Source organism: Curtobacterium sp. NPDC089689 (assembly GCF_044749145.1).
Classification (GTDB): Bacteria; Actinomycetota; Actinomycetes; order Actinomycetales; family Microbacteriaceae; genus Curtobacterium.
On sequence record NZ_JBIVHJ010000001.1, the window covers coordinates 19,183 to 42,732 of the forward strand.

Consider the following 23,550-nt stretch of genomic DNA (forward strand, 5'->3'; position numbering starts at 1 on the left):
TGCGGGCGTGCACCGTGCCTCCCGGCCGGCCGTGGACCCCACCCCGCGCACGTGGCGACCCGACCTGGAGGCCCGGATCACGCTGGGCGGATCGCCACCCGCATGCTGTCCACGCGGTCCGCGATCAGCGGGTCGGTCGACCAGCGCGCCTGCAACCGACCGACGAGCTCCTGCACCGCGGCCTGGTCGAGACCGGGGTGCAGTGCGAGGCCGACCGTGAGCTCGGCGCCCTGGAAGCGGCCGAGCGGATCCCCGGGGGCGAGCTCGACCCGCGCGACGGCACGCTCCCCCGCGACCGAGTCGGCGAAGGCCCGTGCGACCGCGGGGTCCTCGAAGCAGGGCGTCCACGGGAGGTCCTGCCCGAGCGCCCACACCGCGGGGCGGCGCAGCACGAACTCGGTGGGAGCGGTGGGGTCGAGCACGACGAGCTGCGTGTCCTCGCTCGCGGCCGCCATCGCCACGCGGCGGGACTCGACCGGGACCGGACGGGCCTCCGGGTCCCAGGAGCGCATGGCCTCGACGGAGGTGAACGCGGGCATCACGGAGCGACCGTCGGGCCCGGCGACCGTGACGATGGAGAGCTCCTGCGTCTTGTCGACGAGCTTGCCGGTGTCGGTGTGGCCGACGTCCCCCGCCTCGGCGACGAGCGGGATGAGGAGCCGCGCGGTCCGCAGTGCGTCGACGACCCCCGACTGCGAGGCCCCGTCGGCGACCGCACGGATCGCCGCGACGAGCCTCGGGTCGGCGAGGCCGTCGTCGTCCTCGAACGCCGTGTCGTGGTGGTCGAACGTCCGGCCGGACCAGGGGTTGCCGGCCGAGTCAGCGGCGCCGCCGGGGGTGTGGGCGTCGTCCGGACCGGTACCGCGGCCGTCCTCGGGTTCGGGACCGGTGCCGCGGCGGTCCTCGGGGTCCGGACCGGTGCCGCGGCCGTTCGAGATGCCCGACACGGTGGCTACGCCGAGGCGATCTCGAGCGCGGCGGGGAGCGTGAACGCCCCGGAGTAGAGCGCCTTGCCGATGATCGCGCCCTCGAGGCCGTGCGGCACGAGGGCCCGTAGGGCGACCAGGTCGTCGAGGGTCGAGATGCCGCCGGACGCCACCACGGGCTTGTCGGTGCGCTCGCACACCTGGCGGAGCAGGTCGACGTTCGGGCCCTGCAGGGTGCCGTCCTTCGTGACGTCGGTCACGACGTACCGCGCGCAGCCCGCGGCCTCGAGGCGGTCGAGGACCTCCCACAGATCGCCCGCGTCCTCGGTCCAGCCGCGGCTCGCGAGGGTCGTACCGCGGACGTCGAGGCCGACCGCGATCTGCTCGCCGTACTGGCCGATGACGCGGTCCGCCCACTCCGGGTCCTCGAGCGCTGCCGTCCCGAGGTTCACCCGGGCGGCACCGGTCGCGAGCGCTGCCTCGAGCGAGGCGTCGTCGCGGATGCCGCCGGAGAGCTCGACCGCGACGCCCTCGACCTCGCGGACCGCGCGGGCGATGACCTCGCGGTTGTCACCGCGACCGAACGCGGCGTCGAGGTCGACGAGGTGGATCCACTCGGCACCCTGGTCGCGCCAGGTACGGGCAGCGGTGACCGGGTCGCCGTAGGAGGTCTCGCTCCCCGCCTCGCCCTGGGTCAGGCGCACGGCCTGGCCGTCGACGACGTCCACGGCGGGCAGGAGGACGAGGGGCTGGGATGCGGTGCGGTCGGTCATGGTCCTGTCGGGGTCGCGGGGTCGTCGGGTCTCGGGCGCGTCAGAGGCCTTGGACCCAGTTGCGGAGCAGCTGGATGCCGGCCTCGCCGGACTTCTCCGGGTGGAACTGGGTCGCGGTGAGGGGGCCGTTCTCCACCGCGGCGACGAAGCGCTGCCCGTGCTCCGCCCAGGTGAGCTTCGGCTGCCGGAAGGGGCCGTACGCCTCGAGCGGGAAGTCGGTCACGCCGTAGGAGTGCACGAAGTAGAACCGCTCGTCCCGCAGGCCGTCGAACAGCACCGAGTCCTCCGGCGCCTCGACCGTGTTCCACCCCATGTGCGGCAGGACCTCGGCCTGGATCTCCTCGACGGTGCCGGGCCACTGCGCGAGACCCTCGACGTCGACGCCCCGCTCGACACCGCGCGAGAACAGCACCTGCATGCCGACGCAGATGCCGAGCACGGGACGGCCACCGGCCAGGCGGTGGTCGACGATCTCGCCGCCGCGGACGGACTCGAGCTGGTCGACGACCGCGCCGAACGCGCCGACGCCCGGCACGAGCAGGCCGTCGGCCTCGAGCGCGGTGCGCTTGTCCGCGCTGAGCGTGACCTCGGCGCCCGCGCGTTCGAGGGCCTTGGCCGCCGAGTGGACGTTGCCCGAGCCGTAGTCGAGGACGACGACGTTCGGCTTCGCGGTCACAGGGTGCCCTTCGTGCTCGGGATGCCGTCGACGCGGGGGTCGAGTTCGACGGCCTTCCGCATCGCACGGGCGAACGCCTTGAACTCGGCCTCGGCGATGTGGTGCGGGTCTCGCCCGCCGAGGACCCGCACGTGCACCGTGATGCCGGCGTTGAGCGTGATCGCCTCGAAGACGTGGCGGACCAGCGAGCCGGTGAAGTGCCCGCCGATCCGGTGGAACGCGAAGCCCTCGGGCTCGCCGGTGTGCACGAGGAACGGGCGACCCGACACGTCGACGACGGCCTGCGCGAGGGCTTCGTCGAGCGGGACCAGTGCGTCGCCGTAGCGGCCGATGCCGGACCGGTCGCCGAGGGCCTGACGGAGCGCCTGCCCGAGCACGATGCCGGTGTCCTCGACGGTGTGGTGCGCGTCGATGTCGGTGTCACCGGTCGAGCGCACGCGGAGGTCGATCAGCGAGTGCTTGCTGAACGCCGTGAGCATGTGGTCGAAGAACGGCACGCTCGTCGAGATGTCGGAGGAGCCGGTGCCGTCGAGGTCGAGCTCCAGCTCGATGCTCGACTCGCTCGTGCTCCGGCTGATCGAGGCGGTGCGGGCGGTCATGCGTCAACCCTAACCGGGGGCTGGACCGCGGCCACGCGGCGCATCGCGTCGAGGAAGGCCGTGGTCTCCTCCGCCGTCCCCGCGCTGACGCGGAGGTGGTTCGGGATCCCGAGGTCGCGCACGATGACGTCCTCGTCGAGCAGCGCCTCGAACGCGGCGTGCGGGTCCGCGACACCGCCGAACAGCACGAAGTTCGACCACGACTCGTAGGTGCGGTACCCCATGTCCTGGAGCTCGGTGATCATCCGGTCGCGCTGCTGCTTGATGTCGTCGACCATCGCGAGCATCGCCGGGGCGTGCCGGAGGGCTGCCACCGCCGCTGCCTGGGTCAGGGCGGACAGGTGGTACGGGAGGCGGACGAGCCGGATCGCGTCGATCACCGCCGGGTGCGCGGCGAGGTACCCCACCCGTGCGCCCGCGAACGCGAAGGCCTTGCTCATGGTGCGCGAGACGACGAGCCGCTCGCGACCCGGCAGGAGCGTGAGGGCGCTCGGGGCGTCGTCGGGCATGAACTCGGCGTACGCCTCGTCGACCATGACGATGCCGTCGGTGGCGTCGTACGCTGCCGCGATCGTCTCGATCGGCAGGGGCGTCCCCGTCGGGTTGTTCGGTCCGCAGAGGAACACGATGTCGGGCTGGTGCTCGACGATCGCGGCGGTCACCGTCTCGGGCGAGATGCCGAACTCGGCGTCGCGCTCGGCCGGGATCCACCGCGTGCCCGTGCCGGACGCCAGGATCGAGTGCATCGAGTACGTGGGCGGGAAGCCCAGCACGGTCCGACCCGGGCCGCCGAAGGCCTGGAGGAGCTGCTGCAGCACCTCGTTCGACCCGTTCGCTGCCCAGAGCTGCTCGGGTGTCAGGCGCGCAGGACCTTCGAGACCCCCGTTGAGGTAGCCGGTCAGCGACCGGCGGAGCTCGGTGAACTCGCGGTCCGGGTAGCGGTTGACGGTGGCGAGCGCCTGCCGGATCGACGCCACGATGTCGTCGGCGACCTCGGCCGGGACGGGATGCGTGTTCTCGTTGACGTTCAGCTGGACGCGCACGTGCTTCTGCGGAGCGCCGTAGGGGCTCTGACCGCGCAGGTCGTCTCGGATCGGGAGGTCTTCGAGCGTGAATGCCACCGATCCATCGTAGGCCGCTCGGACTGCTCGGAGACCGGCCGTCCGGACGGTTGCCGTGCGGCGCGCGAGATCTCCTCCCCCGCGTTCGTGCTCAGGGACCCCGTCGCGCGACCGCGCGCTGGGCCTACTTCGCGTCGGCGTGGTTCGCGGGGACGTACTTCGCGGGGATCGCGATCTTCTCGCCCGCCTGGAGTCCCGCGCCGTCGAGCGCGTTGAGGGTCACCACGTCCTGCACGAAGTCGCGCGGGTCGGCGTTCGGAGCGGTCTCCTCCGCCAGCTGCCACAGCGTCTCGCCGGGCTGGATCGTGACGGTATCGAAGTGCGCGGACCCGGACCCCGAGGCGTCGCCGGCGGAGGCACGTCCGCCGTTGAGGACGGCGAGCGCGACGATCAGCAGGATCGGGAGCGCGGCGAGGGTCGTGAAGACGATCCGCCCGCGGCGCGTCAGGCGCAGGCGCGTACGCACGGCGGGAGCTGCGTGACGCTGGGGCTCAGCGATGGCGATGGTGCTCATGTCGTTCTTGCCTTCCCGTTCGGTGATCCGAAGTCGTGTACCGAACATAGTTTCGAACCGGTGGCTGCACAAGTCCCCAGGGAGGATTTCTGCAGGGATTTCTCGCGACACGCTCGAACGGATGTTTGTCCGGGCATCGGCGGTCGGATACTGTTTCGACCGACTGGGACAAGTCAAGCGGGGACCACCGACATTCCCGCCGGGCCGTGTCCCGCACCGACGAAGGGTGAGACGACGTGGCGGACGAACTGCGCGGACAGAAGCCGCTGACGCCGAAGCAGCAGGCGATCCTCGACGCCATCCGCGCGTCGATCGCCAGCCGGGGCTACCCGCCGAGCATGCGGGAGATCGGCGACGCGGCCGGCCTCTCCTCGCTCTCGAGCGTCTCCCACCAGCTCGGACAGCTCGAGCTCGGGGGCTGGATCCGTCGCGACCCGAACCGCCCCCGCGCGCTCGAGGTCCTGGTCGACGAGCCCAGCGCCGACCCCGACGGGCCCGACGTCGACGCGACCACGCTCGTGCCGCTCGTCGGCCGCATCGCCGCGGGTGTCCCGATCACGGCCGAACAGCACGTCGACGAGATCATCCCGCTGCCCCGCCAGCTCGTCGGCACGGGGGACCTCTTCATGCTCAAGGTGGTCGGTGAGTCGATGATCGACGCCGCCATCTGCGACGGGGACTGGGTGGTCGTCCGCTCACAGCAGACCGCCGAGAACGGTGACGTCGTCGCGGCCATGCTCGACGAGGAAGCCACCGTCAAGGTGTTCCGGCAGCGCGACGGTCACACGTGGCTGCTCCCCCGCAACTCCGCGTTCGAGCCGATCCTCGGCGACGCCGCCACCGTGCTCGGCAAGGTCGTCGCGGTCCTCCGCTCGATCTGACGGGCGGCGCGGGGCGCCCCGCGCCGGTCGCGTCCGGCGCCGGACGCGACCGGCGTAGCGGACGCGCGCCGTGCCTCCAGGCCGGGGCGCGTCAGCGCGTCAGGACGCGACGGGCGTGACGACGAACGGGTCGAGCTCCGCGACCTGCCGCTGGAACACCCGCACCTGCAGTCGGGTGCCGTCCTCCACGTAGTCGACCGACTCCACCGCACCCGCATCGTGCAGCGACGACACGAGGTCCCCTCGGTCGTACGGGATCACCACGGTGAGCGACACGTCGGGCTCGGGGAGTCGGTCCTCGATCGCGGCGAGGAGCTCCGGGATGCCCTCACCCGTGCGAGCGGACACGAACACGGCATCCGGCACGAGACCGCGGAGCACGAGCCGCTGCGACTCGTCGACCAGGTCCGCCTTGTTGAACGCGACGATCTCGGGGATCTCCCGGGCGCCCACGTCGCCGATGACCTCGCGCACCGTCGCCAGCTGTGCGGCGGGGTCGGGGTGCGAGCCGTCGACCACGTGCACGATGACGTCGGCCTCGCCGACCTCCTCGAGGGTGGACCGGAACGCCTCGACCAGCTGGTGCGGGAGGTTCCGCACGAACCCGACCGTGTCGACGAAGGTGAACTCACGGCCCTTGGCGGAGTTCGTGCGTCGGACGGTCGCGTCGAGGGTGGCGAACAGCTGGTTCTGCACCAGCACGCCCGCGCTCGTCAGACGGTTGAGGAGCGACGACTTGCCGGCGTTGGTGTAGCCGGCGATCGCGACGCTCGGGACGTCGTTGCGGTGTCGGTCGGCGCGCTTGGCCTCCCGCGCGGGGCGGAACCCGGCGATCTGCCGACGGAGCTTCGACATCCGCGTGTGGATGCGGCGACGGTCGAGCTCGATCTTCGTCTCACCAGGGCCACGGGAACCCATGCCCGCACCGCCGGAGACCTGACCACCGGCCTGCCGGGACATCGACTCACCCCAACCACGGAGGCGCGGGAGCAGGTACTGCAGCTGCGCGAGTTCGACCTGGGCCTTGCCCTCGCGGGTCTTGGCGTGCTGGCTGAAGATGTCGAGGATCACGGCCGTGCGGTCGATCACCTTCACCTTCACGACGTCCTCGAGCGCACGACGCTGGGAGGGCGCGAGCTCGGTGTCCGCGATCACGGTGTCGGCACCGGTGGCCTTGACGACCATCGCCAGCTCCTCGGCCTTGCCCTTGCCGAGGTAGGTCGCGGGGTCCGGCGTCGGCCGGCGCTGCAGGAGCCCGTCGAGCACGACGGCGCCGGCGGTCTCGGCGAGGGCGGCGAGCTCGCGGAGCGAGTTCTCCGCATCTTGGGCGTCGCCCTGCGGGTACACACCGATGAGGACGACCTGTTCGAGCCGGAGCTGCCGGTACTCGACCTCGGTGACGTCCTCGAGTTCGGTGGAGAGGCCCGTGACACGGCGCAGGGCCGCACGGTCCTCGCGGTCGTACTGGTCGCCGTCGCCCGTCCAGCCGTGGTCGTCCACGGAGCGGGTCTGGATCGCCTGGGCCGGGGCGAAGATCGATGAGGCGGCGCGCTGGTCGGCGTTGCGCAGCACGCGCTCGACGACACCGTCGGCGCTGTCGTCGTGGGACTGGTGGTTCTGCTGAGGGGTATCCGTCATCCTGTCCACAGGGTACCGCCGCCACGCCCGGGACACACGGGTGAGACGCTACGGTTCATCCATGGCGAACGACCACTACTTCTCCGCCAACCCCTCGTCTGAGGTCCGCGAGCGCCAGGTGCACGTCACGCTCGCCGATCGCGCCCTCACCCTCTCGACCGCTGCCGGCGTGTTCAGCCCGGACGGGGTCGACCGCGGCACGAAGGTCCTGCTCGGGTCCGTGCCGCCGCCGGCCACCGACGGCGCACTCCTCGACGTCGGGTGCGGCTGGGGTCCGATCGCGATCACGATGGCGCTGGAGTCGCCCGACGCACAGGTCTGGGGCGTCGACGTCAACGAGCGCGTCCTCGGGCTCGCGCGGGCGAACGCGGCGACCGCCGGGGCGACGAACGTCACGGTGGCGCTCCCGGACGAGGTCCCCGCCGACCTCCGCTTCCGGACGATCTGGTCGAACCCGCCGATCCGTGTCGGCAAGGACGAACTGCACGACATCCTGCTGACGTGGCTCCCCCGGCTCGAGGTCGGTGGAGAGGCCTGGCTGGTCGTCTCGAAGGACCTCGGCGGCGACTCGCTCCAGCGATGGTTGCGCGATGCGCTCGGGGCCGACTTCACCGTGTCGCGGGCATCGACCGACAAGGGGTTCCGGGTCATCCGCGTGCACCGGGGCGCGTAGCGCGCGATCCGACTGGACGCGCGACCCACCGGATCGAAGTCGCGCACGTCCCACGCACTCCCGGCTGCGGCGGGGCCGCACCGTTGGTCCCGAGTGCGCGCACGTCACGATCCGCGCGACGCATCGCGTCGCGTCGTGTCACGTCACGCGTCCGCACGACGCCGTGCCGGCAGCATGACGAACCACAGAACCGACATCGAACCGATCCCGGCGCCTGGTTCGACGTCGGAATCCTGGTTCGACAGCGCCTCGTCGGCACCAACAGCTCGTCGGCGCCCGCGGTTCGTCGGGACCCACGGTTCGGCGGCGCCCACGGTCGCCGCACAGCGTCACACCGTCAGGCCGCCCTGCCTCAGACCGTGAGGTCGCCCGAGAACACCAGCTCGGCGGGTCCGGACAACGCGACGTGCTCGCCGTCCTCCGCCGCGAACATGCGCACCGTGACGACACCACCGGGCACCCGGACCCGCCAGGTGTCCGGCGCCCCCGCGCCGACCCAGTGCCGCGTCGCCAGGGCAGCCGCGACCGCCCCGGTCCCGCACGAGAGCGTCTCGCCGCTGCCACGCTCGTGCACCCGCATCGTGATCTCGCCGACACCGTCGTTGATGAGGGGCTCCCCCGGCAGGACGAACTCGACGTTCGCACCGGACTCCGGCGCGGGGTCGAGCACCGGCACGTAGGTGAGGTCGAGGTCGGCGAGCTCGTCGTCCGTCGCGACGGCGACCACGACGTGCGGGTTCCCCACGTCGATGCCGAGGCCCGGCCGGGCGCCGTCGAGGTTCTTCGCCCGGACGAGCACGTCGCCGGCGCCGCCGCCCTCGATCCCGAGCCCCCAGCGGCCGAGGTCGGCCTGGAACCCGTTCGTCGTCCGCTGGATGTCCACCAGCCCCTTGCGGCTGCCGACGGTGAGCGTCTCGCCGGGGGCGAGGTCGACCAGCCCGGACTCGGTCAGGTACCGCGCGAAGACGCGGATGCCGTTGCCGCACATCTCGGCGACGGTGCCGTCGGCGTTGTGGTAGTCCATGAACCACACGGCGTCCGGTTCGACCGCGACGAGCGCGCGTCCCTCGGGCAGGGCCTCGGAGCGCACGGCACGGATCACGCCGTCCCCGCCGACGCCGAAGCGGCGGTCCGCGATGGCGCGGATGCGCTCGGGGGTGAGGTCGACGACGGCGTCGGGATCGGCGAACAGGACGAAGTCGTTGCCGGTCCCCTGGCCCTTCGTGAAGTGCAGCTCGGTCACGCCACGATCCTACGGGCCAGCGCCGACAGGTCGGTCCAGTCCGCTCCCGTGACGTCGAGGTCCTCGGCGGCGGTGTACCGCTTGAACCAGGCGACCTGCCGCCGCGCGTACTTCCGGGTCGCGAGGCTCGTCGCCGCCACCGCCTCGGCGACGGTCGCGTCCCCGCGGAGCACGTCGAGCGCCTGCGAGTACCCGATCGCCCGCGAGGCGGTCCGCCCCCGCTCCAGACCCCCACTGCGCAGGCGCTCGACCTCGTCGAGGAGTCCGGCGTCGAACATCCGCTGCGCCCGCGCCTGCAGCGCGTCGACGAGGTGGGCCCGGTCACGACGCAGGTGCAGGATGCGAGCGGGTCGCCAGGCGCGGGGCGAGGCCGGGAGGCTCGGGGTGACGACCTCGGACCGGCTCGCGATCTCGAGTGCCCGGATCAGGCGCCGCGGGTTGCGGGCGTCGATGGTCGCCGCTGCGTGCGGGTCGAGGCTGCGCAGCCGCTCGAGCAGGACGCCCGGTCCGAGCTCGTCGTGCTCCCGTTCGAGCCGTGCGCGGAGTTCCGGGTCGGTGCCCGGGAAGTCGAGGTCGAACAGCACGGCGGACACGTACAGTCCGCTCCCGCCGGCGAGGACCGCGACGCCGCCCTCGCCCTGGATCCGTTCGACGTCACGCCGTGCGTCCCGCTGGTACGCGGCGACACTCGCCTCGTCCGTCACGTCGAGGACGTCGAGCTGCCGGTGCGGGACGCCGCGCCGTTCCTCGGGCGTCAGCTTCGCCGTCCCGATGTCCATGCCGCGGTAGAGCTGCATCGCGTCGGCGTTGACGACCTCGGCCGGGCGGCCGCTGGCCCGGACCAGGTCGGCGATCGCGACGGCGAGGTCGGACTTCCCCGTGCCCGTCGCGCCGACGACCGCGATCAGGTCGTCCGCGACACCGCCCTTCGCGCCCCACGCTGCGCCGTGCTCGGCACCGGCGGCCGGTGCCGTGCCGTGATCGGCATCAGCGGCCTGTGCCGCGCCGTACTCGGCATCGTCGGCCCGTGCCGCGCCGTCGGCCTGTGCCGTGCCGTCGCCGGCGTCAGCGGCCGACACGGAGCGACGGGAGGCCGAGCGACACCGGACGCGGCCCGTCACCGGGCGTGGACAGTGTCGGCACCCCGCAGCTCTCGGCCTGCGCGCGGTCCCACGCATCGCCGGCCCGGGTCCGCCGGATGCGGAGCGGTCCGTCGTTGTCGGCGATGAGGAAGTGCGGCGCGGCGCGCGTGACCTCGACCGTGACGACGTCACCGGGCCGTGGCACGTCCGAACCGGTCGGCACGGAGAAGTGCACGAGGCGGGAGTCCTCCGCGCGCCCGGACAACCGGTGTGTCTCGTCGTCCTTCTTGCCCTCACCGGTGGCGACGAGGACCTCGACGCTCCGGCCGACCTGAGCGGCGTTCTCTTCAGCGGTGATGCGCTCCTGCAGGGCGATGAGGCGCTCGTAGCGTTCCTGCACGACCTCCTTCGGGAGCTGATCGGGCATCGTCGCGGCCGGCGTCCCGGGGCGGATCGAGTACTGGAACGTGAACGCGGAGGCGAATCGCGAGGCTTCGACGACGCGGAGGGTGTCCTCGAAGTCCTCGTCGGTCTCGCCCGGGAAGCCGACGATGATGTCCGTCGAGATCGCCGCGTGCGGGATCTTCGCCCGGACGCGGTCGAGGATGCCGAGGAACCGCTCGCTCCGGTAGCTGCGCCGCATCGCCTTGAGGACGCGGTCGGACCCGGACTGCAGCGGCATGTGCAGCTGCGGCATGACGTTCGGCGTCTCGGCCATCGCGTCGATCACGTCGTCGGTGAAGGCTGCCGGGTGCGGGCTCGTGAAGCGGATGCGCTCGAGGCCCTCGATGGCACCGGCGGCTCGGAGGAGCTTGCCGAACGCCTGGCGGTCGCCGAACTCCACACCGTACGAGTTGACGTTCTGCCCGAGGAGGGTGACCTCGATCGCGCCGTCGTCGACCAGCGCCTGGATCTCGGCGAGGACGTCACCCGGGCGGCGGTCCTTCTCCTTGCCGCGGAGCGACGGGACGATGCAGAACGTGCAGGTGTTGTTGCACCCCACGGAGATCGACACCCAGCCGCTGTACGTCGAGTCGCGCTTCGTCGGCAGCGTCGAGGGGAAGACGTCGAGCGATTCGAGGATCTCGATCTGCGCCTCGTCGTTGTGCCGTGCCCGCTCGAGCAGCGTCGGCAGCGATCCCATGTTGTGCGTCCCGAAGACGACGTCCACCCACGGCGCCTTCTCGAGGATCACGTTCTTGTCCTTCTGCGCCAGGCAGCCGCCGACCGCGATCTGCATGCCCGGATGCTCGCGCTTCACGCCCGCGAGGTGTCCGAGGTTCCCGTAGAGGCGGTTGTCGGCGTTCTCGCGCACGGCGCAGGTGTTGATGACGACCACGTCGGCCTGCTCGCCGTCCGCGGCCACGTACCCGGCGGCACGGAGCGACCCGCTCAGCCGCTCCGAGTCGTGCACGTTCATCTGGCACCCGTAGGTGCGGACTTCGTAGGTGCGGGGGCGCGCTTCGACGGTGGCCATGATCGTCCCAGTGTAGGTCGCCGCACGCCCGTCCCGAGGACGTCGAAGCGGCCCGTCCGGCGCGGTCTCCGCCGGGGTCAGCGGCGATGCGGTCGCGCTGCGGCGGCGGTCCGGCCCGCCGCCGCCACCGGCAGGAGCCCCAGCTGCGGTGCTACTCGAACCGGACCGTGCCGCCACCCGGCCGCGGTCGCCCGGCGGAGCCGTCGAGCGCGCGCTCGACCGCGATCCGCACGACACCCGAGCCGTAGCCCTTGCGCATCAGGAACCCGGAGAGCCGACGCTCGGCGGTCGCACGGTCGAGTCCGCGGAGCTGCCCCGCGCGCTTCGCGGCGAGGTCGAGCGCCCGCACGAACTCGTCGTCCTGGTCGTCGGCCGCCGCGTCGAGGGCCGCGTCGATCGCGAGCTGGTCGATGCCCCGGCGGCGGAGCTCCGCCACGACGCCCTGCCGGCCGAGGCCCTTGCGCTCGTGCAGCCGGTCGACGAGGTCGGTCGCGAGCGCCACGTCGTCGAGCAGCCCAACGCGTGTGAGTCGCTCGATCTCGCCCTCGACGATCTCCGGGTCGAGGTCGTGCTGGGTCAGCGTCTTCCGCATCTCCGACGTGCTGACCCCGCGACGCCCGAGCGCCCGCATGCTGAACCGCTCGGCGTCGGCGCGCTGTTCGTCCAGGGGACGAGGTGCGTCCTCGGGCGCGAGCTCCTCGCCCCCGACGATGGCGAACACCGACGCCCTCGGGGCGTCCGCCTCGGCAACCTGGTCGTACCCGTCGCGCTCCGCTCGGGCGCTCCGCCCCGTGGCGTCACCGACGACCGGCGACACCCACTCTGCCTGTGCGTGCGCGCCCCGCAACGACGGCGGCAGCGGCACCGGCGCGTCGGCGTCGTCCGTCACCCGCGGGTCACCGGCGTCCGCTCCGGCTTCTGGGGCCGGGTCCGGCGCCGGGCTGCCCACCGCACCCCGACGCGACCTCGCACCGAAGAGGTCGGTCACCGGCGCGAGGTCGTCGTCACCCCGGGGCGCGCGGCCGTCCGGGGAGGTCACGCGCCCTTGCGCTCGGCGAGCTTCGGCGCGATCGAGTCGACCGGAGCCTCGGCCGCAGCGTCCTTCGCCCCGCCGACACCGAGCTTCGCGAGGATCTTGCCCTCGATCTCGGCTGCGATCTCCGGGTTCTGAATGAGGAACGACCGCGAGTTCTCCTTGCCCTGCCCGAGCTGGTCGCCGTCGTAGGTGTACCAGGCGCCGGACTTCTTCACGATCCCGTGGTCGACACCGAAGTCGAGCAGCGAGCCCTCACGCGAGATGCCCACGCCGTAGAGGATGTCGAACTCGGCCTGCTTGAAGGGCGGCGCCATCTTGTTCTTGACGACCTTCACGCGGGTGCGGTTGCCCACCGCGTCCGTGCCGCTCTTGAGCGTCTCGATGCGACGGATGTCGAGGCGCACCGATGCGTAGAACTTGAGCGCCTTGCCGCCGGCCGTGGTCTCCGGGCTGCCGAAGAACACGCCGATCTTCTCGCGCAGCTGGTTGATGAAGATCATCGTCGTCTGGGTCTGGTTGAGCCCACCGGCGAGCTTGCGGAGCGCCTGCGACATGAGGCGCGCCTGCAGACCGACGTGCGAGTCGCCCATCTCGCCCTCGATCTCGGCGCGGGGCACGAGCGCGGCGACGGAGTCGACGACGATGAGGTCGATCGAGCCGGAGCGGACGAGCATGTCCGCGATCTCGAGTGCCTGCTCACCGGTGTCGGGCTGCGAGACGAGGAGGGCGTCGATGTCGACGCCGAGCTTCTTGGCGTACTCGGGGTCGAGCGCGTGCTCGGCGTCGATGAACGCTGCGATGCCGCCGCCCCGCTGGGCGTTCGCGATCGCGTGCAGGGTGAGCGTCGTCTTACCGGACGACTCCGGGCCGTAGATCTCGATGATGCGGCCACGCGGCAGTCCACCGATGCCGAGCGCGACGTCGAGGGCGACCGAACCGGTGGGGATGATGGAGACCGGCGCGCGCTCGTCCGAGCCGAGGCGCATGACCGTGCCCTTGCCGAACTGACGGTCGATCTGGGCGAGAGCGGTCTCGAGGGCCTTCTCGCGGTCCTGGGGTGAGGGCATGGTGCGCTTCCTTCGTGCTCGATGTCGGCTGCCTGTAGGCTGTCGCGCCACCCCGGCCGGTGCTGCAAGGCCGGTGCTTCTGCGACAAGGCGTCGGGCCTGTCCCGATGTCGATCAACCTACGGCGGGCCACCGACATCACTGCCGACGATCACGCTCTCCGTGGAGAGGACACCTGGACGAGTCCGTTGTGCAGGAAGCTACCACCGATAGAACACGTGTTCGAGCAACACGCCGAACAGAGTTTCGGGTCGGACGTCAGTCCTTCGGCTCGGCGAGCCCCTTGCCGTGCCGCCGGCCGAGCGGTACGTCCTGGGAGTCGCAGAGCGCGTCCCAGACCGTGCGCGCGTCCACTCCCGCGCGGAGTGCCTCGGCGGCCGAACGACCACCGATCGCCTCGAGCACGACGTCTCGGGTGACGACCGCGCCGTAGGCCTCGCCGAACACCTGGTCGACGGCTCGCCAGAACTCACTCACACGCACCGGACCACCCTAACGAGAACACCCCCACCGGCGGACCGGCGGGGGTGTTCGAAAGCAGTGCGGGTCAGCGCACCGCGAGGTCGTTGTCGAACTCGGCGACGAGCTCGTCGGGCAGCGTGTCGGGGACGGGCGTGAGCCCCTCGACGACGGCGAGACGGTCGCCCACTTCACGCATGATCGTGGAGATGGGCGTGTCGAGCGCGTCGGCGACCGAAGCGAGGATCTCGGAGCTGGCTTCCTTTTGACCGCGCTCCACCTCGCTGAGGTACCCGAGAGCGACGCTGGCCTTGGACGCGACCTGACGGAGGGTCCGGCCCTTCTGCAAGCGGAAGTCCCGAAGGACGTCGCCGATTTCCTGACGAACGAGAACCATGAGAACTCCTCCTTCCTGTCGTCTCCGGCCCGCTCGATCGGGGTGATCAAGATCGGGTCCGGCAACAGTAGCGTTGCCGGTTGCAGCATGCTAACCACTGGGGCTGCGGTCCTGCTGGAGATTGCGTCAGATGTAACCCAGTGGAAACGGGGCCTATTCCCCCGCGTTGGGGCGGGACCCGCGTGCCGTGGACGACATCCGTGCCAGGAGTTCGGAGACCGTCGCGTGCCGGATTGCATCGCGATCGCCGTCGAGGTGGAGTTCCCAGGCGGTCGCGCCGGCGGCCGACGCGATCCCGACGTACACCGTCCCCACGGGCTTGCCGTCCTGCGGGTCCGGGCCGGCGACACCCGTCGTGCTGATCCCCCACGTCGCGGGTTCGCCGTCGACCGACAGCGCCTCGCGGACACCGGTCGCCATCTGCCGCGCGACCTCGGGGTCGACGGCGCCGCGTTCGGTGAGCAGCTCTGCGTCGACGCCGAGCACCGACGCCTTGATCGGCGTCGCGTACGCCACGACACCGCCCCGGACGACCGCGCTGGCGCCCGGCACGCCGACGAGGGTCGCGACGACGAGGCCGCCGGTCAGTGACTCCGCGACCGCGACGGTCTCGCCGCGCGCGGTCAGCTCCGAGACGACGTCGCGCGCGGCCGGATCGCGGTCGGTCACGCCGTGGTCCGGTTGTGCTTCCACGCCTGCCAGAGGTAGTCGATCCCGCTGAGCACCGTCGCCAGGAACGCCGCGGTCATCAGGATGCCGTTCACCCAGTGCGCCCAGTCGCCGACGAGGTGCCACCACGGGAACAGGGCGAGCGTGATCGCGACGGCCTGCAGGACCGTCTTGATCTTCCCGCCGCGGCTCGCCGGGATCACCCGGTCGGACAGCACCGCGAACCGGAACACCGTGATGCCGATCTCGCGAACCATGATGAGGACCGTCACGTACCAGGGCAGCTCGCCGAGGATCGAGAGCGCGACGAGCGCCCCGCCGATGAGCACCTTGTCGGCGATCGGGTCGACGAGCTTGCCGAAGTCGGTGACGAGGTTCTGCCGTCGGGCGATGATGCCGTCCGCGCTGTCGGTGACGATCGCGACGACGAAGAGCACCGCGGCCCAGATCCGGACGGAGGTGTCCTGCCCGGCGTCCGCGAGCAGCAGGACGAAGAACAGCGGCGCCATGAGGATGCGCACGACCGTGATGATGTTCGCCACGTTCGCCGTCGAGGCGGGGCCGTCGCCCTTCCGGAGGAGCCGTCCGCGCCACGGGAACTGCGCCGCGCTGTGCGTCCGATCGGTGCTCGTCATCGCACTCACTCCCTGCCGGTCAGTCCCCACGCGTCCTCGTCCGGTCCGTCGTCCTCTTCAGGGTACCCGCGCGTCATGTCCGCCACCGGGTCGCCGCCGTAGCGGTCGTCGTCGGGGTCGGGCGCCGAGCCGACGGAGACGCCAGCCGCGGCAGCGGCTCCCGCGGCAGCGGCTCCCGCGGCTGCACCACCGGGCGATGCCGGACCCGCCGGCGGCGCCGTAGGAGCGGCGGCCGTCGGCGGCTCCTCGCCGCGGAGCTTCGCGAGCACGCCGGGGAGCTGGTCCGGCGTGACGAGCACGTCGCGGGCCTTCGACCCCTCGGACGGTCCGACGATGTCGCGGGACTCCATGAGGTCCATGAGGCGCCCGGCCTTCGCGAACCCGACGCGGAGCTTGCGCTGGAGCATCGAGGTCGAGCCGAACTGGGTCGAGACGACCTGCTCGACGGCCGCGAGCAGCAGTTCGAGGTCGTCGCCGATGTCCGCGTCGATCTCCTTGCGCTCCACGACGGCCTGGACGTCCTGGCGGTACTCGGGCCGGGCCTGCCGGGTCACGTGCTGCACGACCTCGGCGACCTCGCTCTCCTGCACCCAGGCGCCCTGCACGCGGAGGGCCTTCGACGATCCCATCGGCAGGAAGAGCGCGTCACCCTGACCGATGAGCTTGTCGGCACCGGGCTGGTCGAGGATGACCCGGGAGTCGGTGACGCTCGTCACGGCGAACGCCACGCGGGACGGCACGTTCGCCTTGATGAGACCGGTGATGACGTCGACCGACGGGCGCTGCGTCGCGAGGACCAGGTGGATGCCGGCCGCGCGGGCGAGCTGGGTGATGCGGACGATCGACTCCTCGACGTCCCGGGGGGCGACGAGCATGAGGTCGGCGAGCTCGTCCACCACGACGAGCAGGTACGGGTACTTCTTGAGCTTCCGCTCGCTGCCCGCCGGCAGGATGATCTCGTTGTTCTCGATCGCCTTGTTGAAGTCGTCGACGTGGCGGAACCCGAACGACGCGAGGTCGTCGTACCGCATGTCCATCTCCTTCACGACCCACTGCAACGCTTCGGCGGCCTTCTTCGGGTTCGTGATGATGGGCGTGATGAGGTGCGGGACACCGGCGTAGATCGAGAGCTCGACGCGCTTCGGGTCGACGAGGACCATGCGGACCTCGGACGGCTTCGCACGCATCAGGAGCGAGGTGATCATCGAGTTGATGAACACCGACTTGCCGGAGCCGGTCGAGCCCGCGACGAGCAGGTGCGGCATCTTCGCGAGGTTCGCGACGACGAAGCCGCCCTCGACGTCCTTGCCGACGCCGATCGTCATCGGGTGCTTCGACTTGCGCGCAGCGTTCGACCGGAGGACGTCGCCGAGCGACACGGTCTCGCGGTCGGTGTTCGGGATCTCGACGCCGATCGCGCTCTTGCCCGGGATCGGCGAGAGGATCCGGACCTCGTTCGACGCGACCGCGTACGACAGGTTCTTCGACAGCGCCGTGACGCGCTCGACCTTCACACCGGGGCCGAGCTCGATCTCGTAGCGCGTCACCGTCGGCCCGCGGGAGAACCCGGTGACCTTCGCGTCGACCTTGAACTCCGTGAGCACGCCCGTGATCGCCGCGACGATGTCGTCGTTCGCCTGGCTGCGCGCGACCGACGGGGTCCCCGCGCTCAACGTGGTGGCCGCGGGGAGTCGGTACGGCTTGTCCGGGTCCTCGTCGTCGGAGGTCGCCGACAGGCCGTCGGCAGCGTCGGCCTGGTCGTCCGCCGGGTCCTCGGCCGGGAGGCTCGGGGAGACCACCGGGGACACCCCGGCATCCGGACGGGTCGCCTCGCCCACCGTCGGTTCGGCCACAGGGGCGGGTGCGGCGGGCACCTCGGTACCGAAGTCGCGGAGCGCCTGCTCGGCCTGTTCGAGGTCCTGCTCGACCGAGTCGTTGAGGTTCACGGACCCGGGCTCGGACGGGGTGTGGTCGACGAGCCCTGCGGCCGCCCCGGCGTTCGGCGAGACCGACGGCGCGGTCGGGGCCGCCTGGGTCGCCGCAGCGGGCAGCACGGGGCTGTCGAAGGCCGGGTCTTCCTCGCGCCCGGACTTGTTGCGCCGCCACCACGGGACGGTCTCGGCGCCCTCGTCCGCGGGGGCGCCGTCCTCGCCGAAGCCGAGGTCGTCGAACAGCTGGAAGTCCTGCGAGTCCTTCCTCCCCTTGCCGCGCGGCTTCCGCGGGGTCGGCTCGGGGGCGACCTCGACGGCCTCGTCGACCGGTGCCGGGGCGCCGAAGAGGTACGCGTAGAGCTCGTGCAGCCGTCGCCCGGTCTTGTTCGGCGGCGTCTTCGTGATGATGAACAGCGACAGCACCAGGAGCACCACGGCCACGGGCACGGCGACCCACGCGGTGGCGATCGTGACGAGCCACCCGATGACGACCCAGCCGAGCACACCACCGGCGGCCGCGAGGGCGGGCATGCCGTCGGACGCACTCGGCGTCCCGCCGAAGACGTGGCACAACGACGAGATCGACACGAGCAGGATGCCGAGGCCGATCCCGATGCGGGTGTTGTCGTGGACCGAGGCGGGGTGCCGGAACAGCCACCCGGCGAACACGACCATGATGACCGGCAGCGCGAACGCGAGCCGGCCGAACAACCCGCCGAACGTGTAGGCGTCGAGGTTCACCGACACCGCGCTCGTCGGGTTGAGCCACTCGACGACCGCGCCGGCGATCGCGAGCAGGACGAGCAGGAACGGGAAGCCGTCGCGCCGCTGGTCCTTCTCGAGGGACTCCTTGCCGAGCACGCGGAAGAGCGCGCCGACGCCGTGCGCCATCGCGAGCCAGGCGGTCACGAGCGGGTTCTGCTCGCGGAACACCGGCGGCTGCGTGGCGGGCGGGAGCTTCTTCGTCGTGGCCTGGGTGCGCGACGTCCCACGCGTCGCGCTCGTGCGCGACGACGAGGACGCGCGTGAGCGCGTGGTCGACTTGGTGCCTCCGGCCATGGGTCGAACCCTAATCCCCGCCCAGGACAAACGAGCGGAGGCCCGCCGCAGCGTCCGTGACGGACGTGTGACGGGCCTCCCGGCCGAACGCGCGACAGCGCGACAGCGCGACAGCGATCTACGCCTCGATGACCACCGGGACGATCATCGGACGACGGCGGTGCTTGGAGTTGACCCAGCGACCCACCGTGCGGCGCACCACCTGGCTGAACGCGTGCGCGTCACGTGTGCCGTTGGCCGCAGCTTCGGACATTGCCTTCGCGATCTGCGGACGGACGTCGTCGAAGACGGAGTCGTCCTCGGCGAACCCGCGCGACTGGATCTCCGGCCCGACCACGCACTGCCCCGTGGTGAAGTCGACCGCGCAGAAGATGGAGATGAAGCCCTCTTCCGCGAGGACCCGACGGTCCTTGAGGTCGGCGTCGGTGATCTCGCCGACGGTCGAGCCGTCGACGTAGACGTAGCCGATGTCGAGCTGCCCGGCCACCGTGACCTCGCCGTCCTTGAGGTCGACGACGATGCCGTCCTGCCCGAGGATGACGTTCCGCGGCGGGACACCGGTCTGGATCGCGAGGTCGGCGCTGGCGTACAGGTGGCGGTGCTCGCCGTGGACGGGGAGCACGTTCTTCGGCCGGAGGATGTTGTAGCAGTAGAGCAGCTCGCCGGCGCTGGCATGTCCGGAGACGTGCACCTTCGCGTTGCCCTTGTGCACGACCTTCGCGCCGAGCTTGGTGAGCCCGTCGATCACGCGGTAGACGGCGTTCTCGTTGCCCGGGATGAGGCTCGACGCCAGGATGACGGTGTCGCCCTCGCCGATCTCGATCTGGTGCTCGAGGTTCGCCATGCGCGCGAGCACGGCCATCGGCTCGCCCTGCGACCCGGTCGACATGTAGACGATCTGGTCGTCCGGGACGTTCTTCGCCTTCTTCGTGTCGATGAGGACGTCGTCCGGGACCCGGAGGTAGCCGAGCTCGGCCGCGATGGTCATGTTGCGGATCATCGAGCGACCCATGAACGCGACCTTGCGGTTCGCGGCCGCCGCGGCGTCGAGGACCTGCTGCACGCGGTGCACGTGCGACGAGAAGCTCGCGACGACGACCTTCTTGCGGGCCCGCGTGATGATGTTCTCGAGGACCGGGCCGATGTCGCGCTCGGGGGCGGTGAACCCGGGGACGTCGGCGTTCGTGGAGTCCGGCAGGAACAGGTCGACGCCCTGCTCGCCGAGGCGGGCGAAGGCGCGGAGGTCCGTGATGCGGTCGTCGAGCGGGAGCTGGTCCATCTTGAAGTCGCCCGTGTGCAGCACACGACCGGCGGGGGTCGTGATCGCGACGGCGAGGGCGTCCGGGATGGAGTGGTTCACGGCGACGAACTCGAGGTGGAACGGGCCGAGCTGCTCGGTCTGGTCCTCCTGCACGACGAGCGTGTAGGGCTTGATCCGGTGTTCCTTGAGCTTCGCCTCGACGAGGGCGAGGGTCAGCGTGGAGCCGATCAGCGGGATGTCAGCGCGGAGCTTCAGCAGGTACGGGACGGCGCCGATGTGGTCCTCGTGGCCGTGCGTGAGCACGACGCCGAGGACGTCGTCGAGGCGGTCCCGGATGGGTGCGAAGTCCGGGAGGATGAGGTCGACACCGGGCTGGTGCTCCTCCGGGAACAGCACGCCCGCGTCGACCACGAGGAGCTTGCCCTCGTACTCGTACACGGTCATGTTGCGACCGATCTCGCCGAGTCCACCGATGGGGACGACGCGGAGGGTGCCGGCTTCGAGCGGCTGCGGTGTGGAGATCTGGGTGGGCATTCGGTCCTGACTGTCGTGCGACGCGCTACCGCTGCGCCGCGGTCTTTCCTAACGTGTGGTGCCTGGCACCTTCGGCAGTGCGCCGCCGGCCGCTGCGTTGCGGTCGGGGCGGAAGTTCGAGAAGTCGGCACCCGGGATGTCCCGGACCGCTTCGAGGGAGGTCTCGATCGCGTAGGCCTCGGTGTCCTCGGGGCCGACGAGCGGGAGCCGGACGCGCGGGCTGCCGATCCGGCCGAGCCCGTGCAGCACGTACTTCGCCGCGACGGTGCCGGGGACGTGGGTCATGATCGCACGGACGAGGGGTTCGACGCGCTTGTGCTCGGCGGTCGCGGTCGCGAGGTCGCCGCGGTTCACGGCGTCGACGATGGTGCGGTACGGCGTGCTCGTGATGTTCGCGGTCACGCCGATGAGCCCCGTGGCGCCGATCGACAGGTGCGGGAGCACGTTCGTGTCGTCGCCGGAGAAGTACATGAGGTCGGTGTTGTTGAGCACCCGGGAGACCTCGGCGAAGTCGCCCTTGGCGTCCTTCACGGCGAGGATGTTCGGGTGGTGCGACGCCCGCACGATGGTCTCGTACGTGATCGGGATGCCCGTGCGGCCGGGGATGTCGTAGAGGATCACCGGCAGGTCGGTCGCGTCCGCGATCATCCGGAAGTGGGTGAGCACGCCCGCCTGGGTCGGCTTGTTGTAGTACGGCGTGACGATCATGACGCCGTCGGCGCCGGCCTTCTCGCTCTGCTTGTAGAGGTGGATGGCGTGCGCGGTCTCGTTCGAGCCACCGCCCGTGATGATCTTGGCGCGGCCGGCGGCGACGGACTTGCCGACCTCGACGAGCCGGAGCTTCTCGGGGTCGGTGAGCGTCGACGTCTCGCCGGTGGTGCCCGTGACGACGATGCCGTCGGCGCCGGCGGTGATGCAGTCGTCGATGTGCTGCTCGACGCCGGGCCAGTCGACCTCGCCGTCGGCGGTGAACGGGGTCACGAGGGCGACGAGGACCTGGCCGAAGGGATTCTCACGCGTGGACACGGGGACCAGCGTACCGGGGTCGGGCGTCGGGCCCGCAGTCCGCCCGGACGGTGGACCGGACTGGAGGCGCGGTGCGGCCCCGGCGGGTGCGCGCGGCGGGTGCGTGCGGTCCCGTCGGGCGCGGGGCGCAGCGCGCGGCGCGGCCGCGGCGTGATTCGCGTCCGCACAACCGAAGTCGTACCGCACCACGCGCATCCGCCGTGCGCACTGTCTTTGGTTGTGCGCTGGTACCGCTGCGCTCGGCGCGAGGCGCTCGGCGCGGCACCGCCGCGAGTGCGCGGCACCGCCGCGCGAGTGCGCGGCACCGCGGCGCGGGCGCGCCCGCCCAACCAAAGACGGTACGCACCACGCGAATCCACGGTGCGCACTGTCTTTGGTTGTGCGCTGACGGCGCTTCGCCCGGCGCGGTGGGCGGTGCGCCAGCGCGCCAGCTCGCTGCCCGAGCGGCGCGGCGCGCGGCACGCGCTACGGGCGCGTGCGCTCCGCGCGCCGCCACTCCAGGAAGCGGAAGCGCGTGCCGTCGACGCGGGACTCCTGCCACGGGCCCTCGTCCACGAGCGTCCAGCCCTCGCCGAGCTCCGGTGCGACCGTGTCCCCCGGGACCTCGACGTCGATGACGGTCTCGGACACCCGGTCGGCGAAGGCGAGCCCCGCCGCGTACACCTGCCCGCCGCCGATCACCCACACGGGTTCGTCGGTGTCGAGCGCGGTCGCGAGGTCGTGCACGACCTCGGCCCCGGCCGCCCCGGCGGTCGCTGCCCACGAGTCGTCACGCGTGAGCACCACGTTCCGCCGCCCGGGCAGCGGCCGGAACCGCGGCGGCAGCGACTCCCACGTCCGTCGGCCCATCACCACGGTGGCGTCGCCCGTGACCTGCCGGAAGTGCGCGAGGTCCTCCGGGACGTGCCAGGGCATCCCGCCGTCGGCACCGATGACGCCGTTCGTCGAGCGCGCCCAGACCATGCCGACGTCGCGCACCGGCTCGGTCCAGCCGGCGGACGCAGCAGCCGACGGCATCAGACCGCGACCGCCGCCGTGATGGCGGGGTGGTGGTGGTAGCCGACGACCTCGAGGTCCTCGTACACGTAGTCGTCGATCGAGTCCCGCGGCGCGAGGCGCAGCGTCGGCATCGGGTACGGCGTCCTGGTGAGCTGCTCGCGGACCTGCTCGACGTGGTTGTCGTAGACGTGGCAGTCGCCGCCGGTCCACACGAAGTCCCCGACCTCGAGCCCGGTCTGCGCAGCGATCATGTGTGTGAGGAGCGCGTACGAAGCGATGTTGAAGGGCACGCCGAGGAACATGTCCGCGCTCCGCTGGTAGAGCTGGCACGAGAGCTTGCCGTCCACGACGTAGAACTGGAAGAACGCGTGGCACGGCGCGAGCGCCATGTCCGGCACGTCGGCGACGTTCCAGGCCGACACGATGAGCCGACGGGAGTCCGGGGTCGTCCGGATCTGCTCGATGACCTGGGCGATCTGGTCGACGTGCTCGCCCGACGGGGTCGGCCAGGACCGCCACTGCACGCCGTAGACCGGACCGAGGTCACCGTCCTCGCCCGCCCACTCGTTCCAGATCCGGACGCCGTGCTCCTGCAGCCAGCGCGCGTTGCCGTCGCCGCGGAGGAACCAGAGCAGCTCGTACGCGACCGACTTGAAGTGGACCCGCTTGGTCGAGACGAGCGGGAAGCCCTTCGACAGGTCGTAGCGGAGCTGCGCGCCGAAGAGGCTCCGCGTGCCGGTGCCGGTGCGGTCGCCCTTCGGGGTGCCCTCCTCGAGCACGCGACGCAGCAGGTCCTCGTACGGAGTGGGGACGGTCGGGTCGGGCAGCACGGTCGCGTCGGTCACGACCACGAGCCTACGACGAGCCGGGGACAT

23 protein-coding genes are annotated in these 23,550 nt (G+C 71.5%); 2 read left to right on the top strand and 21 right to left on the bottom strand.

Annotated elements, in window-relative coordinates:
* Window positions 1-77: 77 nt before the first annotated feature.
* The 6 genes from ACIPYW_RS00100 to ACIPYW_RS00125 form a co-directional block, all read right to left on the bottom strand.
* Window positions 78-947, bottom strand: coding sequence for an SseB family protein (locus tag ACIPYW_RS00100; protein WP_400409698.1), 870 nt, complete (start codon window positions 945-947; stop codon window positions 78-80).
* Window positions 948-952: 5 nt separating this feature from the next.
* Window positions 953-1,699 (bottom strand): bifunctional 1-(5-phosphoribosyl)-5-((5-phosphoribosylamino)methylideneamino)imidazole-4-carboxamide isomerase/phosphoribosylanthranilate isomerase PriA, encoded by a 747-nt coding sequence (priA, locus tag ACIPYW_RS00105; RefSeq protein WP_290132283.1) that lies wholly within the window; start codon window positions 1,697-1,699, stop codon window positions 953-955.
* A 40-nt stretch (window positions 1,700-1,739) separates the two neighbouring features.
* On the bottom strand, window positions 1,740-2,375 hold the full coding sequence (gene hisH / locus ACIPYW_RS00110; protein WP_400409702.1) for an imidazole glycerol phosphate synthase subunit HisH: 636 nt from the start codon (window positions 2,373-2,375) through the stop codon (window positions 1,740-1,742).
* Window positions 2,372-2,974 (bottom strand): imidazoleglycerol-phosphate dehydratase HisB, encoded by a 603-nt coding sequence (gene hisB, locus ACIPYW_RS00115; RefSeq protein ID WP_290132285.1) that lies wholly within the window; start codon window positions 2,972-2,974, stop codon window positions 2,372-2,374. Before hisB ends, hisH begins: the two co-directional genes overlap by 4 nt.
* Window positions 2,971-4,095, bottom strand: a complete 1,125-nt coding sequence (locus ACIPYW_RS00120; protein ID WP_400409705.1) for a histidinol-phosphate transaminase — start codon at window positions 4,093-4,095, stop codon at window positions 2,971-2,973. The genes hisB and ACIPYW_RS00120 overlap by 4 nt, the downstream gene beginning before the upstream one ends.
* Window positions 4,096-4,219: 124 nt before the next feature.
* The gene (locus tag ACIPYW_RS00125) at window positions 4,220-4,609 is read right to left on the bottom strand and encodes a hypothetical protein (protein ID WP_400409707.1); all 390 of its coding nucleotides are present in this window, start codon (window positions 4,607-4,609) and stop codon (window positions 4,220-4,222) included.
* A gap of 236 nt (window positions 4,610-4,845) precedes the next feature.
* Between ACIPYW_RS00125 and lexA the strand changes: the two genes are divergently transcribed.
* Window positions 4,846-5,490, top strand: coding sequence for a transcriptional repressor LexA (gene lexA, locus ACIPYW_RS00130; protein WP_400409708.1), 645 nt, complete (start codon window positions 4,846-4,848; stop codon window positions 5,488-5,490).
* A gap of 99 nt (window positions 5,491-5,589) precedes the next feature.
* Here the strand turns inward: lexA and hflX are convergent, their stop codons facing one another.
* Entirely contained in the window at window positions 5,590-7,128 is a 1,539-nt protein-coding gene (gene hflX, locus ACIPYW_RS00135; RefSeq protein WP_400409709.1) for a GTPase HflX, read from the bottom strand.
* Between the two features lie 61 nt (window positions 7,129-7,189).
* Between hflX and ACIPYW_RS00140 the strand changes: the two genes are divergently transcribed.
* On the top strand, window positions 7,190-7,801 hold the full coding sequence (locus ACIPYW_RS00140) for a class I SAM-dependent methyltransferase (RefSeq protein WP_400409712.1): 612 nt from the start codon (window positions 7,190-7,192) through the stop codon (window positions 7,799-7,801).
* Window positions 7,802-8,153: 352 nt separating this feature from the next.
* On the opposite strand, the gene dapF is transcribed toward ACIPYW_RS00140, so the two are convergent.
* The 14 genes from dapF to ACIPYW_RS00210 all read right to left on the bottom strand — a co-directional run bounded on the left by dapF (window position 8,154) and on the right by ACIPYW_RS00210 (window position 23,520).
* Complete coding sequence (dapF, locus tag ACIPYW_RS00145) at window positions 8,154-9,044, bottom strand: diaminopimelate epimerase (RefSeq protein WP_400409714.1); 891 nt, start codon at window positions 9,042-9,044, stop codon at window positions 8,154-8,156.
* Window positions 9,041-9,952, bottom strand: a complete 912-nt coding sequence (miaA, locus tag ACIPYW_RS00150) for a tRNA (adenosine(37)-N6)-dimethylallyltransferase MiaA (protein ID WP_400412475.1) — start codon at window positions 9,950-9,952, stop codon at window positions 9,041-9,043. The genes dapF and miaA overlap by 4 nt, the downstream gene beginning before the upstream one ends.
* 157 nt (window positions 9,953-10,109) lie before the next feature.
* Window positions 10,110-11,603, bottom strand: coding sequence for a tRNA (N6-isopentenyl adenosine(37)-C2)-methylthiotransferase MiaB (miaB, locus tag ACIPYW_RS00155; protein WP_400409716.1), 1,494 nt, complete (start codon window positions 11,601-11,603; stop codon window positions 10,110-10,112).
* 151 nt (window positions 11,604-11,754) lie between these two features.
* Entirely contained in the window at window positions 11,755-12,642 is an 888-nt protein-coding gene (locus ACIPYW_RS00160; RefSeq protein WP_400409719.1) for a regulatory protein RecX, read from the bottom strand.
* Complete coding sequence (gene recA / locus ACIPYW_RS00165; RefSeq protein ID WP_400409721.1) at window positions 12,639-13,706, bottom strand: recombinase RecA; 1,068 nt, start codon at window positions 13,704-13,706, stop codon at window positions 12,639-12,641. Before recA ends, ACIPYW_RS00160 begins: the two co-directional genes overlap by 4 nt.
* Before the next feature lie 257 nt (window positions 13,707-13,963).
* Window positions 13,964-14,188: a DUF3046 domain-containing protein gene (locus tag ACIPYW_RS00170; RefSeq protein ID WP_400409723.1), complete on the bottom strand. Its 225-nt coding sequence runs from the start codon at window positions 14,186-14,188 to the stop codon at window positions 13,964-13,966.
* Window positions 14,189-14,252: 64 nt separating this feature from the next.
* Window positions 14,253-14,561 (bottom strand): helix-turn-helix domain-containing protein, encoded by a 309-nt coding sequence (locus ACIPYW_RS00175; protein WP_058725115.1) that lies wholly within the window; start codon window positions 14,559-14,561, stop codon window positions 14,253-14,255.
* 153 nt (window positions 14,562-14,714) lie between these two features.
* Complete coding sequence (locus ACIPYW_RS00180; RefSeq protein ID WP_400409726.1) at window positions 14,715-15,230, bottom strand: CinA family protein; 516 nt, start codon at window positions 15,228-15,230, stop codon at window positions 14,715-14,717.
* A complete protein-coding gene (gene pgsA, locus ACIPYW_RS00185; protein ID WP_400409728.1) occupies window positions 15,227-15,865 on the bottom strand; it encodes a CDP-diacylglycerol--glycerol-3-phosphate 3-phosphatidyltransferase in 639 nt (212 codons plus the stop codon). The genes ACIPYW_RS00180 and pgsA overlap by 4 nt, the downstream gene beginning before the upstream one ends.
* Window positions 15,866-15,870: 5 nt before the next feature.
* Window positions 15,871-18,855 (bottom strand): DNA translocase FtsK, encoded by a 2,985-nt coding sequence (locus ACIPYW_RS00190; protein WP_400409730.1) that lies wholly within the window; start codon window positions 18,853-18,855, stop codon window positions 15,871-15,873.
* 118 nt (window positions 18,856-18,973) lie between these two features.
* Window positions 18,974-20,650, bottom strand: coding sequence for a ribonuclease J (locus ACIPYW_RS00195; protein WP_400409732.1), 1,677 nt, complete (start codon window positions 20,648-20,650; stop codon window positions 18,974-18,976).
* A gap of 48 nt (window positions 20,651-20,698) precedes the next feature.
* The gene (gene dapA / locus ACIPYW_RS00200; RefSeq protein ID WP_022903605.1) at window positions 20,699-21,676 is read right to left on the bottom strand and encodes a 4-hydroxy-tetrahydrodipicolinate synthase; all 978 of its coding nucleotides are present in this window, start codon (window positions 21,674-21,676) and stop codon (window positions 20,699-20,701) included.
* Between the two features lie 465 nt (window positions 21,677-22,141).
* Window positions 22,142-22,693 carry a dihydrofolate reductase gene (locus tag ACIPYW_RS00205; protein ID WP_400409735.1) on the bottom strand — a complete coding sequence of 184 codons (552 nt, stop codon included), beginning with the start codon at window positions 22,691-22,693 and terminating at the stop codon, window positions 22,142-22,144.
* Window positions 22,693-23,520, bottom strand: coding sequence for a thymidylate synthase (locus ACIPYW_RS00210; protein WP_400409737.1), 828 nt, complete (start codon window positions 23,518-23,520; stop codon window positions 22,693-22,695). Before ACIPYW_RS00210 ends, ACIPYW_RS00205 begins: the two co-directional genes overlap by 1 nt.
* Window positions 23,521-23,550: the final 30 nt, after the last annotated feature.